The organism is Fictibacillus fluitans, assembly GCF_030418125.1.
Classification (GTDB): domain Bacteria; phylum Bacillota; class Bacilli; order Bacillales; family Fictibacillaceae; genus Fictibacillus_C; species Fictibacillus_C fluitans.
The window spans coordinates 1-14,168 of sequence record NZ_JAUHTR010000010.1 but is presented as its reverse complement, the minus strand read 5'-3'; the positions used below and the strand labels follow the sequence as shown (position 1 = coordinate 14,168).

Genomic DNA, 14,168 nt, shown 5'->3' with positions numbered 1-14,168 from the left:
TCATATGACTTGTCCGGGAGGCTTATGACTTTAGTATGCAATTGAGACCCAAATGCAAAGAAAAGCCTTCATCCGCGTCTTGCAATTCATACGCGTGTGAAGGCTTTCGTTTATCTCATACCAAGCAATGTTTTGATTTTTGAAAAGAAACCTTTTTCCTCTTCAATCGTTGAAAGGGGGACCGATTCCCCAAGAATTCTTCTTGCGATGTTCCTGTATGCAATGGAAGCTTTGCTGTTCGGGCTCATTGCGATAGGCTCACCCTTATTCGCAGCTTTTATAACATTCTCATCATCCACCACAACACCAATCAGCTCGATAGCAAGAATGGACACGATCTCATCCACATCCAGCATATCTCCGCTCTTAGCCAGGTGATTCCGTACTCGGTTCACAATAAGTTTTGGTGCTTCCACATCCTCTTGCTCCAGAAGACCGATGATGCGGTCGGCATCACGCACCGATGAAATTTCAGGATTGGTGACAACAATCGATTTGTCGGCACCCGCAACCGCGTTTTTAAATCCTTGTTCAATGCCTGCGGGACAGTCGATAATGACATAGTCGTAATCCTGTTTCAGCTCCATGATAATCTTTTTCATTTGTTCCGGTTGGACGGAGCTTTTATCTTTGGTCTGTGCAGCCGGAAGGAGGAATAAGCATTCAAACCGCTTGTCCTTGATGAGTGCCTGATGAAGCTTGCAGCGTTCTTCCACAACGTCGACCAAATCATAAATGATTCGGTTCTCAAGTCCCATCAGCACATCAAGATTGCGAAGACCGATGTCTGTATCCACCAGGCACACTTTTTTACCAGAAAGGGCGAGGGATGTACCAATATTTGCAGAAGTCGTGGTTTTCCCGACTCCCCCTTTCCCAGAAGTAATGACTATTGCCTCTCCCATGATTCATTCCCCTTTCTTACTATAAACGATTCAGCTCTGGCCTGATTTTATGTACGATGCTGATCCGGTCAATCAGGATCTGATCTTCCTCATCGGAAATAAAGGCGCACTCCATTTCATTCCCATGTTCAGGATAATGGTCCGGCGCCCGGTTGATCATTTCGGCAATTCGGAGCTGGGTGGGCTTCATGACAGAAGCGGCAATTACTGCTTTCCTGTTTCCCGCGGAACCGCCGTGAGCAATACCTTTAAGGGAACCCAGTACAAAAATATTGCCTGTTGCCATAACGGTACCCCCGGGATTTACATCGCCAATCAGCAGGAGATCCCCCTGCACACTAAGGACCTGTCCCGAGCGAACCACCTTTGAAACGCGCATAATCTGTGCTTCTTTTTTCATTTCTTCCGCTTCAGCAACCGTAATGACATTGGTTTCAAACCGCTTGATCTCGAGATTCTTCTTTTGCCCGATAATCTCGCGGATCAGCCCGGATTGCTGATCGGTCAGATATCTGTTTCCTGTTTTGACAATGACTGAAATAAGCGGTCCATTCAGCAACTGCCCATGATCGTCAGATAATTTTTCATTCAGCTCTTCGACAAGGTGCTCAAAAGAACACAAGTCGTCCAGTAGCAGAACAAGACCGTCTTTTGTACCTTTTATGGTTACATTATGTTGGAGTTTTTGTGCCATTGCCATCGTTCACCTCAACATACTTTCATTCGACAACTTTTTGTGGAATCCTTTTTTCAATCCATCAGATTATCGAAAACGTTTTTTATCCTTCAATCTTTCTGAGAAGCTTAGCAAAGGGAAAATAAACGATAATTGTAAATACCGCATTTAAAATTAAAGTCGGCAGAAGCCGGTCGTAAAAAAAGTCAGCCATTTTCACATCGGCTATACCGATCAGGGAGTTTAATCCGTATACCAGGAATTCCAGGCCGGCGACTCCCAAAATGCTCAATAGAATCGTAACAAAAAAGTTACTGAAAAGATAGCGGGACAGAACGGCTATGAAATAGGCGACCAGAGCGGTTGAAAACATGTATACCCCAATCAAGTCGGTGTAAATCAGATCGGACAGCAGTCCGAAAATCAAACCGTAAACTATACCATACGACGGTTTCAGGTAGCAGGACATCAAAATAATCAGCACCATGGCAAAATGAGGGACCATTAGAAAATCCCAGCCATAATGTTCCGGTGCCAGTACCTGCATCACCGTGCTCTCTAGTACAAAAGCAATATAGGTGATAAAAGGAAGAAGAATTCTGCTCATTATTCTTCCTCCTTTGCTTTAAATTCGTTCTCATCCAATTGCTGCATGGTCCGTTCCAGAATCGTTACATGGCTGAGATCATACAAATCGGCAGCAGGTTTAACATAGGCGATTTTCGTCTGTCCGGTTTCATCCGCCTTAACCTCAGCAACCGTACCGATCAGCAAGCCTCTCGGAAAAGCTTCGCCCAGTCCGGATGAAATAACCATCTGCCCTTTTTTAATAGTCGAGTTGACAGGTATCTTTTTGAACAATAAGGATTGCTTTTTGGAATCATAACCCTCAATTGTGCCAAAAATACGTTTGTCCCCTTCTATAATGGCAGAAATCTGGTTGTTCTGATCATTGTCGCTGATCAGCTGAACAGTGGAATGAAAGGCGGCTACCCGGGTCACTTTTCCAATAAAGCCCTGAGGTGAAACGACAGCCATATCCGTTTTCACTCCATCTTTATAGCCTTGATTTACAAAGATAAACTTGTTCCAGCGATCGGGAGATCTCCCAATCACGGTCGCTTCCTTCACATGGTATTCGGTAAGATCCGCTTCCTTTTCCAGCTGGCCTTTCAAGCTTTGATTCTTTTGTTTTAAATCCTGAACGCTGACAGAAAGCTCGGCATACTCATTAAGCTTTGATTTCAGCTTTTTATTTTCGGCATACATATGTTTCATTTCAGATAAGTTCTCAAAGAAACCCGCTATTGAATTAGCGGGTTTATAAAACAGCGACTGACTTACGCCAACCGTATCTTTTAAAAATTGTTCCGGCCAGCTTAATTCCTTGCGATCTTTCATAGAAAAGCCGATCATTGCCACCAAAACTATGATACTCGCAAGAAGAATGATAAGCCGCTTGTTCGAGAAAAATTGTGGCACGATCCAAACACCTTCTTAAGCCTTTGTTTTCGAACGGGAAGTAATTCCTGCTTTTGAACGGAAAAGGTGCAGGTTTTCAAGTGCACGTCCGGTTCCTACAGCAACACAATCCAAAGCGTTTTCAGCAACGATTACAGGCATCTTCGTTTCCTCACTGATAACCTTGTCCAGGTTGCGAAGCAGAGCTCCTCCACCAGTCAGTACGATTCCACGGTCCATGATATCGGCAGCCAGTTCAGGAGGTGTTTTTTCAAGGGTTACTTTAACCGCCTCCATAATGCTGTTGACCGTGTCTCTCAGCGCGCTGGAAACTTCTTCAGCGGTAATTGTGACGGTTTTAGGCAATCCGGTCAAAAGGTCGCGGCCGCGGATGTCCATGTTTTCAATACCGTCAGCTGAGCCTGCAGAACCGATTTCAAGCTTGAGGGTTTCAGATGTACGTTCACCAATCATAAGATTGTAGGTCTTCTTAATGTACTGAATGATTGCATCATCCATTTCATCACCGGCAATGCGGATCGATTGGCTTGTGACAATTCCGCCAAGGGAAATGATCGCCACTTCAGTTGTACCGCCGCCAATATCAACCACCATGCTTCCTGTCGGCTCCCATACCGGAAGATCCGCACCGATGGCAGCTGCAAAAGGCTCTTCAATGGTATAGGCTTCACGGGCCCCCGCCTGCTTCGTCGCATCTTCTACTGCACGTTTTTCAACGGCTGTAATCCCAGAAGGAACACAAACCATAACATTCGGTTTTCTCGCAAAAACAGAACGGTTTTTCTGTGCCTGCTGGATAAAGTACTTCATCATGGTTGCGGTTGTTTCAAAATCAGCGATAACACCATCTTTCATAGGACGAACAGCCACGATATTGCCCGGAGTACGGCCGATCATGTTCTTTGCATCGTTACCTACTGCTTCAATTGACCCTGTATCTGTTCTCAATGCTACTACGGAAGGTTCACGCACAACAACACCCTTACCCTTCACGTAAACAAGAGTGTTTGCAGTCCCTAAATCAATCCCTAAATCTCTTGAAAATCCACCAAACATTTATGTAACTCCTTTCATCAAGCAAAACTCATAAATATGATTATACGCTAACAAAAGCGCAAATGACAATGTTAAACATAACCTTTTTCTTTTAAACTTACGTATTTTAAGTCACCTATAATAATATGGTCCAAAAGCTCTATACCAAGCATTTTTCCGCATCCTACTAATCTTTTAGTCACTTCAATGTCTTCCCTGCTTGGGGAAGGATCGCCGCTTGGATGATTGTGAAAACAAATAATGGAAGCTGCCGACCGTTTAAATCCTTCTTTAAATACTTCACGCGGATGAACAATCGATGAATTCAAGCTTCCAATAAATATCGTTTTTTTGAAAATTACTTGGTTTTTCGTATTTAGATACAGACAGACAAAATGCTCCTGCTGCAAAAAGCGGAGTTCATCCATCAAATATTGTGCGCCATCGTCCGGTGACCGGATCGCAAACCGTTCATCAAACGGCAGTCTGCTGATCCGCCTTCCAAGCTCGATAGCTGCGAGAAGCTCGACTGCTTTCGCGTCGCCAATGCCATGAATTTCTTTCAATTCACTTATCGTTGCATCTTTTAGCGAACGCAATCCTTCAAAATGCTGAATGATGCGGTTCGCCAGCTGAAGAGCGGATTCCTTTCTGGATCCGGTCCTCAATAAAATCGCCAGAAGCTCATAGTTTGCCAGGGTGCCCGGCCCGCTCGCAAGCATTCGCTCACGGGGGCGGTCTTCAACAGGATAATCTCGAATCATAAGCGGTGTTTCGGCCACTTACGTATTCCTCCTTATATTTCATCTTCCTGACTGACTGCGCTGATCCCAAAGCTTTCAAGCTCTCTTACCACTCTGGATACGGGCAATCCCACCACGCTGTAAAAATCTCCGGCGATCGACTGGACGAGCCTTGCGCCCAGCCCCTGAATCCCATAGCTGCCTGCTTTATCAAACGGTTCCCCGCTGTTCACATAGTTTTCAATTTCTGCTTCCGACAGCTCCCAAAACGTCACATCGGTAGAGACAAAAAATATCCGTTCCTTTTCTTTTGCAAGAATAGAAACCCCTGTAAAAACAGTGTGTGTACGGCCTGACAGCGAACGAAGAACATCAATGGCTTCTTTTCTTCCCGCTGGTTTCCCCAAAACGGCACCATTGTTCACGACAATCGTATCTGCGCCGAGCACGACATGGTCCGGGTACAGCCTGAATACATCTTCCGCTTTTTGCCTGGCAAGCGAACAAACAAGCTCTTCAGGTGATAATGAGGGATCCATGACCTCTTGAATTGTACTTGGAATAACTTCGTACGAGAGAAGGTTCATTGAAAGAAGTTCTTTTCTTCGAGGTGAAGAAGAGGCTAATATGAGGCTTTTCATTTAATCACCCTTTTACATGAACGGCTAATGTACCGTCTGTCCACAGGAGATTGAATTAAGCATATCAAAATCTCCACAGTTAGACAATAACCAATCCGTTTCATATTTGTTCTTTTAGTTTTTCGCCAATACCCGCCTGTTTATGTCTGGATTTTACAATATTTTTAAAAAATGCAGGATATATCCTTACAAAAAAGCCGGAGAAATTATCTCCGGCTTTTGACGCTCTTATTTTAAGGTATCCAAAAGCTTTGTATAGGAAATGAAACTGTCCAGCACTGCCTGCTGCAGCGGCCAGTCAACTTCCTTCGAACGAGTGCCGGACAGCCTATCCAGGGCTGCGGAAATTTGCAGTTCATAAGCCTTTGCCGCTTTCCTCTGCTTCGACGGCCATTTTTCATCCTGCTTATCCCCATATTCCTTCCATCCTTCGTAATCCTGCTTGATGGACGCTTTTGCCTTTTTACTAAGTTCAGGCACCTGGGAGAGAGTAATCACATTTTGCAGCAGGATCTTGCCGTTAACGATAAACGGTTCATCCATTTTTTGAGCGATTTTCAAGTTGGAATATGAGGCATCCAGTTGTTTCTGCCATACTTCAACACCCTGCAATTGATACGCATCTGCAAGTGACTTGACCTGTTCCTTCTTATTTCCCATTCCGATCAGAACCGAGAAATTTGTTCCCTGCTTATAAACCGCGGCAGCATACCCCTTTTCTTTAAGCTTTGAACTAACCTCCTCTGCCTTTTTTTCAGTGGAAAAAAGTCCGTTTTGCACCGCATGAAAGTTTAAAGGAACACTGCCGATGGTCGCCGGTGCACTCGCAGTGGAACTGAGTTTGGCCTGGCGGGCGGATAAGATTTGAGCCTCGGTGGAAGCCGATTCACCCGTAAAAAGCATAAGGATGATTGCTCCGAACGTGCATCCGGTTACAATGGCTGCGATAGCGGCCGTCATCCATGGCTTGGAAAACGGATTTGTGCTTCTGTTTCTTCTGATCAGAAACATCCGGCGTTTGTTTCCCAGCTTCTTTAAGGCAGAAGGGCGGGGCACAGGGCTTATGACCTTTTTAAAATCCAGTACTTTTCCAGACTCTTCACCGTCAATGATCTCCCAGGCAGAACGTTCCTCTGTATAAACAGCAGCTGCAATTTCCTTTGTAGTGGCTTGCTGTTCACTCTTCCCTTCTTTGCAGGAAGTGACTTTGCCGTTGATCAGTACTGTAACCGGCTTTTGCTCCTTCATGTCTATCCGCTCCTTTGTTCTATCATCTAGTAAACAGGATATGCCCCGTGCCTATTTCATAGAACAAAAAGAAGGATTAATAGAATAATCTTCTTTAAAGCATCTTACTGAAATAAAAACCTGCAATCTCGTTATAAAAGAAGTAGGAAAGAAGAATTCCAGCTGCCAAAAAAGGGCCAAACGGAATACGCTGTTTCCTGTTCAGGTATTTCAAGGCTAAACCGGCGGATCCAAAGACCGCACCCAAAAAGAGAGCCAGCATAAAAGCAAGAAGTACAGCCTTCCACCCAAGAACAATCCCGGCAACGCCCATCAGCTTAACGTCTCCTCCCCCCATGCCTCCTCCTGAAGCGGCTGCAATGGCATAAAGAAGACCAAATCCAAGGAGAAAGCCGAAAAGGAGTTCCCATGCCGATTCGTTCTGCACCAAAGAACGCTGAAGGATAAAGAGTGCGCCAAAAAACAACAGGATACGGTCGGGGATGACCATATATAACAGATCTGAAACCGTGATGATGGCCAGCATGGCAATGAGTGACCATGACAGAAGCAGTTCCAAAGACCAGCCCAATAAAAGTGGTGAAACCATAAAAAGCATACCGGTAAGAAGTTCCATTACAGGGTAAAGGATGGAGACCTTCCCTCTGCAGCCCCTGCACCTCCCCAATTGCATCAGCCAGGATACAACCGGAACCAATTCATACCAGCCCAGCTTCCGGCCGCAGGAGGAACAGCTTGAACCAGGATATACGATGGATTTCTTTTGCGGGATGCGGATTCCCGCCACATTACAAAAAGACCCGATAACCATTCCAATAAGGAAAAGAAAGCTGTTTGCCAATTGATCACTCCATATCCAATCATCATTTACAACCCATGTTTACCTTACTATCGGACGATTTTCGGGAGTGTTTATATCCAGCTTTAAGGAGTATTTAAAAAAGCCTTCACTTTTCCAATAAAGTACAATGAACCGGTAATTAAAAGCACTTCGTCCTGCTTTATTGATTGAAGCAGGTGATTCAATGCCTCCTGCCAATTCTCATTACAAAATTTTTCATCCATGGTACTCTTCTCAAACAGTGCTTTTCCACAATCCGCACGCGGGTGATCAAAGCCTGTAAATGTAATGGAAGAACTGATTTTCTCCAACGGCTTCAGCATCTCTTTCGTATCTTTATCTCTCAATGCAGCAAAAAGGACATGAATATCTCTGCCAGCAAAATGCCGTTCCAGCGTATCGCCTAACGCCCGTATGCCTTCAGGGTTATGGGCACCGTCCAGAATAATGGACGGAACACCGCCGAGCACTTCAAACCTGCCCGGCCAACGAGCTTTTTTCATTCCCGACCTGACAGAAGATTCATCTATGACCCAGTTCATTTCATGTCTTAAAAGATCAACCGCCATTAATGCAAGACTGGCATTTCTCACTTGATGCTCACCGGCCATCCTTATTTCAAGCTGTTTTCTCTGAGAATAAAAAGAGGTGAATAAAAAAGTTTCTTTTCCTTCCCCGCATCCTTCTGGTTGGACATTGAACTCATGACTAAGCCGGAAGCAGGGAGAGGAACAATCCATGGCACGCTGTTCAATGACAGCCAATGCCTCTGCTTGTTCAACGGCAGTAATCACCGGAACGCGGGATTTAATGATTCCCGCCTTGTGTGAAGCAATCTCTGACAGTGTTGAACCAAGCAGGCTCATATGATCATAGCCAATACTGGTAATAACCGAAAGAATCGGCATAATGACATTGGTTGCGTCGGTTGTTCCCCCCAGACCCGTCTCTATTAAACAAAGATCAGTTGAGGATTGGTGAAAATACAAAAATGCGGCGGCCGTAACTGCTTCGAATTCGGACAAGCTGCCAAGACCCTCCTCTTCAAGTTCAGAGATTAAAGGTTTCATCCGGGCAAGGATCTCTTCCATTTCCCTGTCTGAAATCATAGTTCCATTGATTTGCATATGTTCCCTGACATTAACCAGGAATGGCGAAGTAAACGTACCGACCTTGTATCCCTGCTCTTTGAGGATGGAAGCGATCATCTGGATGGTTGATCCCTTACCGTTCGTACCTGCGACATGAATGCAGGTAAGCTCTCTCTCAGGATGACCCGATTTTTTCAATACGGCCATCATCCGTTCAAGACCCATCTTCATTTCCCCGGCATTCTTCAGCCTGAGGTATTCATTAATATCCTGATATGATGCAAACACAGCTGCTTCCTCCTTTTTATTGTGATATCTCTATGGGAAGGATAAAATAAGATAGACTTTACGCAGCTAAATGTATACACGGAGGAATACCATGTCACAAATTTCCTGCTGGATTATTTACAACGGCAACCTGCCGCAAAAGAAGTTTATGGATTTTGCCCAATGGACGGCAGCCGCTGCCCAAAAGAAAGGAATCCGGCCTCATATCATTAAGAACAACGATTTGCTCGTTATGTTTAGGAACGGACAATCTTTTCTTGCCGGGCATTTAAAGGATGAAATGCCGGACTTTGTTCTTTTTGGCGATAAAGATATCTTTCTTGCAAGACAGCTCGAGACCCTGGGAATCCCGGTATTCAACTCTGCAGACTCGATTGAAATCTGCGACAACAAATCACATATGTACCAAACACTCGCCACCAATGGCATCCTGTTTCCCAAAACCATTATAGCACCTAAAGTATTCGGTGAACTTCAAGATGAAAGCCATTATGAAACTGTAATCAGGGAGATCAGGTTTCCTATGGTGGTTAAGGAAGCTTATGGATCATTTGGCATGCAGGTTCATCTTGTACAAAATGAAGCTGAACTCCTCGCTTTGATGAAGACATTAAAAAACACAGAATATGTTTTTCAGGAGATGGTTGCTTCCAGCTACGGCCGTGATGTCCGGATCAATATTGTCGGAGGGAAAGCTGTAGCCTCCATGCTCAGAAAATCGGAAACAGATTTTCGCGCCAATGTCAGTTTCGGCGGGAAAACAGAGCCTTATACACCGACCAAAGAGCAGGAAGATCTGGCGGCGGCCTGTGCAGTGGCGGCCGGCACCGCATTTGCGGGAGTGGATCTGCTTTTTGGTGAAGATGGAACCCCTCTTGTCTGTGAAATCAATTCCAACGCTCACATCCGAAGTATTTATGAGTGTACAGGGATTGACGTTGCCGACCATATGATGGATTACATTTTAAGGACGATTCCATCATGAAAACAGGCTGGCTGATCTATAGTGAACCCGATGCTGTAAAGAACACTTCTTTCATTGACTGGCTCAAAGAAGAAGCATCCCTGGGCGGTCTTTCACTTGAATTAATGTATGCTGAAAGATTTGCTTTTGGCATCACCGAAAACAGACTCTCTTTGTACTATGACTTAACTGAAACCGAATTGCCGTCGTTTGCAATTGTGCGCACCATTCAGCCCCTCCTCTCCCGGCAGCTGGAAGCTATGGGGCTTAAACTCTTCAATCCATCGGCGGTTTCTTCTGTCGCCAATGATAAAGCAAGAACACACCAGTTCCTTGCCGGAGCCGGCATCCCTATGATGGACACACTGTTTATACATCCTTCTATTTTTCAAATCCAGTCCATGCCTTTTACGTTTCCACTGGTGGCTAAGCTTGCTTCAGGAAGAGGAGGCGAACAAGTTCATCTTGTAAAAACGGAAAGAGAACTTGCGGATGCCTTGTCCACACATCCCGAACAGGAATGGATTCTCCAAAAGCTTGCACCAGATGCCGGGAAGGATATCAGGGTATTTGTCGTCGGCAATAAAATTGCAGGTGCGGTTCTCAGGAGTTCAGCCAATGATTTCAGAGCTAATTACTCGCTCGGCGGCATGGCACAATTTTATCATTTGAATCCGGCACAGACCGCCCTGGTTGAACAGGTTATTTCATATTTTGATATTGGAATGGCCGGCATCGATTTTCTTTTGGATGAAAAAGAAGCTTTTATCTTTAATGAGGTGGAAGATGTGGTGGGAAGCCGGACACTCAGCGCCACATCTGATATTAATATCGCCAGACTTTATATGGAGCATATTGCCGCGAAATTAAAAAAGCCTGAAAGTGAATAATCACTTTCAGGCTCTATTTTTATGCTTTTAATTCCTGGATACGCTGAAGTACTTTCTGGCGTTTCTCATTATAGTCTTTTTCTTTCGCGCGTTCTTCTTCAATTACTTTCTCAGGCGCTTTTTTCATAAAGCCTTCATTGCCCAATTTCTTCTGAACACGCTCGACTTCTTTGTTGTATTTTTCAACTTCTTTTTCAAGACGCTGAATCTCTTCTTCAAGATTAATCAGCCCTTCAAGCGGGAGATACATTTCTACTCCGCTAAGAACAGCACTCATGGACTTCTCCGGTGCTGAAAGTCCGGTTCCCAGCTTCAAAGAACTTGGGTTACAGAACTTTTCAAGATAGGCGCGGTTGACTTCGAGGGCTTGCAGCACCTCTTCACTCTTCGCATTGATCTGGAGCTCAATCGGCTTGCTTGGTGCGACATTCATTTCAGAGCGAATGTTGCGGACAGTCCGGATCATCTCGGTCACCAGGTTCATGTCCTGTGCAGCTTCAGGGAAGTGCAGATCTTCACGCTTCTGCGGCCACTCAGCAACGGTAATGGACTCCCCTTTTTGCGGAAGGTGCTGCCAAATTTCCTCGGTAATAAATGGCATGATCGGATGAAGGAGACGCAGCGTGCGGTCCAGAACATACGCCAGCACAGAACGGGTCGTCTGCTTGGCTGCCTCGTCCTCGCCGTACAGCGGCAATTTCGCCATTTCGATGTACCAGTCACATAAGTCATCCCAGATAAAGTTGTACAGAAGACGTCCCACTTCACCAAACTCATATGTGTCAATCAGTCTTGTCACATTTTCCGCCGTTTCATTGAAACGCGTTAAAATCCATTTGTCAGCCAGATTCAGGTCACCGGTCAAATCAATTTCTTCCTCTTTTAAGCCATTCATATTCATGAGGGCAAAACGGGAGGCGTTCCAGATTTTATTGGCAAAGTTCCAAGTGGATTCTACCTTTTCCCAATAGAAACGAAGGTCGTTACCCGGTGAGCTTCCGGTGGATAGGAAGAAGCGGAGCGCATCGGCACCATACTTTTCAATGACATCCATCGGATCGACACCGTTTCCGAGTGACTTACTCATTTTGCGTCCTTCTGAGTCACGAATCAGGCCGTGGATGAGAACATCGTTAAATGGACGTTTTCCGGTAAACTCCATCCCCTGGAAAATCATGCGGGCAACCCAGAAATAGATAATGTCATAGCCTGTTACAAGCGCATTGGTCGGATAGAAACGCTTGAAATCAATGGAATCCTCATCCGGCCAGCCCATTGTGGAAAACGGCCAAAGCGCTGAAGAAAACCAGGTATCGAGAACATCGGTATCCTGTTCCCAGTTTTCCGCATCTTTCGGTTCCTCATGGCCAACGTATACTTCGCCTGTTTCCTTATGGTACCAGGCAGGGATCCTGTGGCCCCACCACAGCTGTCTTGAAATACACCAGTCACGGATATTTTCAATCCAGTGCAGATATGTTTTTTCAAAACGCTCCGGTACAAAGTTAACTTTATCTTCTGTTTTTTGAAGCTCGATCGCTTTTTCCGCCAATGGCTTCATTTTCACAAACCATTGGGTGGAAAGATAAGGCTCGACAACAGCTCCGCTTCGCTCGGAGTGACCAACAGAATGCATATGCTCTTCAATCTTGAACAATACGCCCGCATCTTGAAGATCCTTCACGATTTGTTTTCGGCATTCAAAACGGTCCATGCCTTGATATGCGCCTGCGTTATCATTCATTTTTCCTGATTCATCCATAACGAGGACACGTTCAAGGTTATGGCGGTTTCCGATCTCAAAATCATTCGGGTCATGGGCAGGTGTTATTTTCACCGCACCTGATCCAAAGTCCATATCTACATAATCGTCACCGACAATTTCGATCTCGCGGCCAATGATCGGCAAAACCGCTTTTTTGCCAATCAGATGCTGATAACGGTCATCATCCGGATGAACAGCGATCGCAGTATCCCCAAGCATGGTCTCTGGGCGTGTGGTTGCCACTTCAATATGGCCGGAACCATCTGCCAAAGGATATTTCATATGATAGAACGCACCTTGAACGTCCTTGTGGATGACCTCGATGTCTGACAATGCCGTTTTTGTCTGGGGATCCCAGTTAATGATATATTCTCCGCGATAGATTAATCCCTTATTGTAAAGGGTGACGAAAACTTCACGGACAGCATTGGACAGCCCCTCGTCCAGAGTGAAGCGCTCGCGGGAGTAATCGAGGCCAAGACCCAGCTTCGACCATTGCTGCCGGATAAAGTCTGCGTACTCGCCCTTCCACTCCCAGGCTTTTTCAAGAAATTTTTCACGTCCCAAATCATAACGTGAAGTACCCTGTTCGCGGAGTTTTGCCTCAACTTTTGCCTGCGTGGCGATTCCCGCATGGTCCATTCCCGGCAGCCATAATACATCATAGCCCTGCATTCGCTTAGCACGGCTCAGAATATCCTGCAGGGTGGTGTCCCACGCATGCCCAAGGTGAAGTTTCCCGGTCACGTTTGGCGGCGGAATCACAATGGAATATGGTGTCTTGGACTCATCGCCTGTTGCTTCAAAAAATTTACCGTCCACCCAGTACTTGTACCAGGTTTCCTCGGTTGCCCTCGGATCATATTTCGTCGGCATTGAAAGTTCTTGTTTTTCAGTCGACATGAATGTCTCCTCCTTCATCTTTCCAATAAAAAAAGCCCCTCCGTCTCAAAGGACGAAAGAAGCTTGTTCGCGGTACCACCTTTGTTTGCAAAAAGCAAAAGCATGGCTTTTTTGCACACTCATTAACGGATAACGGTTTTTGCCGTCTTCTTCTAAAAAGAGAACATCCTTTTTTCAAAGAAGCTGCTCCGGGGCGACCTTCCAGCGCTGTTTCCTTAGAAAATCTCTCAGCTTTGATTTTCCTCTCTTTAAGGACAGTCGGTGTACTCTTCCCTTTCAACGCAATTCATATCATTTTATTGATCATATCCTATTTTACCTAGTGAATCGTGAAAACGTCAATAGCTTTCCCTTTTGTTGCAGCAATTATTCTATTCTGGGAAAACAAAATGGTGCATGCGCGGTTTTATTCACACTGGAGCTCTCCCATGAATACCCTGGTTATTAACCCAGATGAACGAAGGAAGGATTATGATGCCCAGACGCTATTTTAAAAGAAACCGAAGGCCGCCGTTTAAATTCCAGGTACCTGAATGGCTGCGGACGGCACGGGACGTGGTCAGCCAATTCACCATACCTCTTATTGTGTTTCAAATCATCCGCACCATCCTTTTCCCCTCCGGCATTGACTTTATGATTATTCTCATCCTGGTCATTCTGCATTTTTGTTTTTCCTATGAAGTTTTATAAATGAAA

At 45.3% G+C, this 14,168-nt stretch carries 14 protein-coding genes and 1 other annotated feature; of the genes, 3 read left to right on the top strand and 11 right to left on the bottom strand.

All coding sequences use genetic code 11. The annotated features are described in order from the left end of the window. Positions 1 to 110: 110 nt before the first annotated feature. The 10 genes from minD to QYB97_RS17215 form a co-directional block, all read right to left on the bottom strand. Entirely contained in the window at positions 111 to 905 is a 795-nt protein-coding gene (gene minD / locus QYB97_RS17260) for a septum site-determining protein MinD (RefSeq protein WP_301167267.1), read from the bottom strand. Positions 906 to 924: 19 nt separating this feature from the next. Next, positions 925 to 1,599, bottom strand: a complete 675-nt coding sequence (minC, locus tag QYB97_RS17255) for a septum site-determining protein MinC (RefSeq protein WP_301167266.1) — start codon at positions 1,597 to 1,599, stop codon at positions 925 to 927. Positions 1,600 to 1,684: 85 nt separating this feature from the next. Then, the gene (gene mreD, locus QYB97_RS17250; protein ID WP_301167265.1) at positions 1,685 to 2,188 is read right to left on the bottom strand and encodes a rod shape-determining protein MreD; all 504 of its coding nucleotides are present in this window, start codon (positions 2,186 to 2,188) and stop codon (positions 1,685 to 1,687) included. Continuing rightward, positions 2,188 to 3,063, bottom strand: a complete 876-nt coding sequence (gene mreC, locus QYB97_RS17245) for a rod shape-determining protein MreC (RefSeq protein ID WP_301167264.1) — start codon at positions 3,061 to 3,063, stop codon at positions 2,188 to 2,190. Before mreC ends, mreD begins: the two co-directional genes overlap by 1 nt. Positions 3,064 to 3,078: 15 nt before the next feature. Continuing rightward, entirely contained in the window at positions 3,079 to 4,119 is a 1,041-nt protein-coding gene (locus QYB97_RS17240) for a rod shape-determining protein (RefSeq protein ID WP_301167263.1), read from the bottom strand. Positions 4,120 to 4,190: 71 nt separating this feature from the next. Then, positions 4,191 to 4,862 carry a RadC family protein gene (radC, locus tag QYB97_RS17235; RefSeq protein WP_301167397.1) on the bottom strand — a complete coding sequence of 224 codons (672 nt, stop codon included), beginning with the start codon at positions 4,860 to 4,862 and terminating at the stop codon, positions 4,191 to 4,193. 32 nt (positions 4,863 to 4,894) lie between these two features. Further along, positions 4,895 to 5,482, bottom strand: a complete 588-nt coding sequence (locus QYB97_RS17230; RefSeq protein ID WP_301167262.1) for a Maf family protein — start codon at positions 5,480 to 5,482, stop codon at positions 4,895 to 4,897. Between the two features lie 228 nt (positions 5,483 to 5,710). Continuing rightward, complete coding sequence (locus QYB97_RS17225) at positions 5,711 to 6,730, bottom strand: SPOR domain-containing protein (protein ID WP_301167261.1); 1,020 nt, start codon at positions 6,728 to 6,730, stop codon at positions 5,711 to 5,713. A 94-nt stretch (positions 6,731 to 6,824) separates the two neighbouring features. After that, complete coding sequence (locus QYB97_RS17220; protein ID WP_301167260.1) at positions 6,825 to 7,571, bottom strand: prepilin peptidase; 747 nt, start codon at positions 7,569 to 7,571, stop codon at positions 6,825 to 6,827. A gap of 83 nt (positions 7,572 to 7,654) precedes the next feature. Next, complete coding sequence (locus QYB97_RS17215) at positions 7,655 to 8,950, bottom strand: bifunctional folylpolyglutamate synthase/dihydrofolate synthase (protein WP_301167259.1); 1,296 nt, start codon at positions 8,948 to 8,950, stop codon at positions 7,655 to 7,657. A 91-nt stretch (positions 8,951 to 9,041) separates the two neighbouring features. Here QYB97_RS17215 and QYB97_RS17210 point away from each other — a divergent pair, with 91 nt between their 5' ends. Next, positions 9,042 to 9,935 (top strand): ATP-grasp domain-containing protein, encoded by an 894-nt coding sequence (locus QYB97_RS17210; protein WP_301167258.1) that lies wholly within the window; start codon positions 9,042 to 9,044, stop codon positions 9,933 to 9,935. Next, positions 9,932 to 10,804, top strand: a complete 873-nt coding sequence (locus QYB97_RS17205; RefSeq protein WP_301167257.1) for an ATP-grasp domain-containing protein — start codon at positions 9,932 to 9,934, stop codon at positions 10,802 to 10,804. The genes QYB97_RS17210 and QYB97_RS17205 overlap by 4 nt, the downstream gene beginning before the upstream one ends. 19 nt (positions 10,805 to 10,823) lie before the next feature. Here the strand turns inward: QYB97_RS17205 and QYB97_RS17200 are convergent, their stop codons facing one another. Next, positions 10,824 to 13,472, bottom strand: coding sequence for a valine--tRNA ligase (locus QYB97_RS17200; RefSeq protein ID WP_301167256.1), 2,649 nt, complete (start codon positions 13,470 to 13,472; stop codon positions 10,824 to 10,826). A 45-nt stretch (positions 13,473 to 13,517) separates the two neighbouring features. Beyond that, positions 13,518 to 13,761 (bottom strand) — a binding site (T-box leader). 185 nt (positions 13,762 to 13,946) lie between these two features. Between QYB97_RS17200 and QYB97_RS17195 the strand changes: the two genes are divergently transcribed. Then, positions 13,947 to 14,162: a hypothetical protein gene (locus QYB97_RS17195; protein ID WP_301167255.1), complete on the top strand. Its 216-nt coding sequence runs from the start codon at positions 13,947 to 13,949 to the stop codon at positions 14,160 to 14,162. Positions 14,163 to 14,168: the final 6 nt, after the last annotated feature.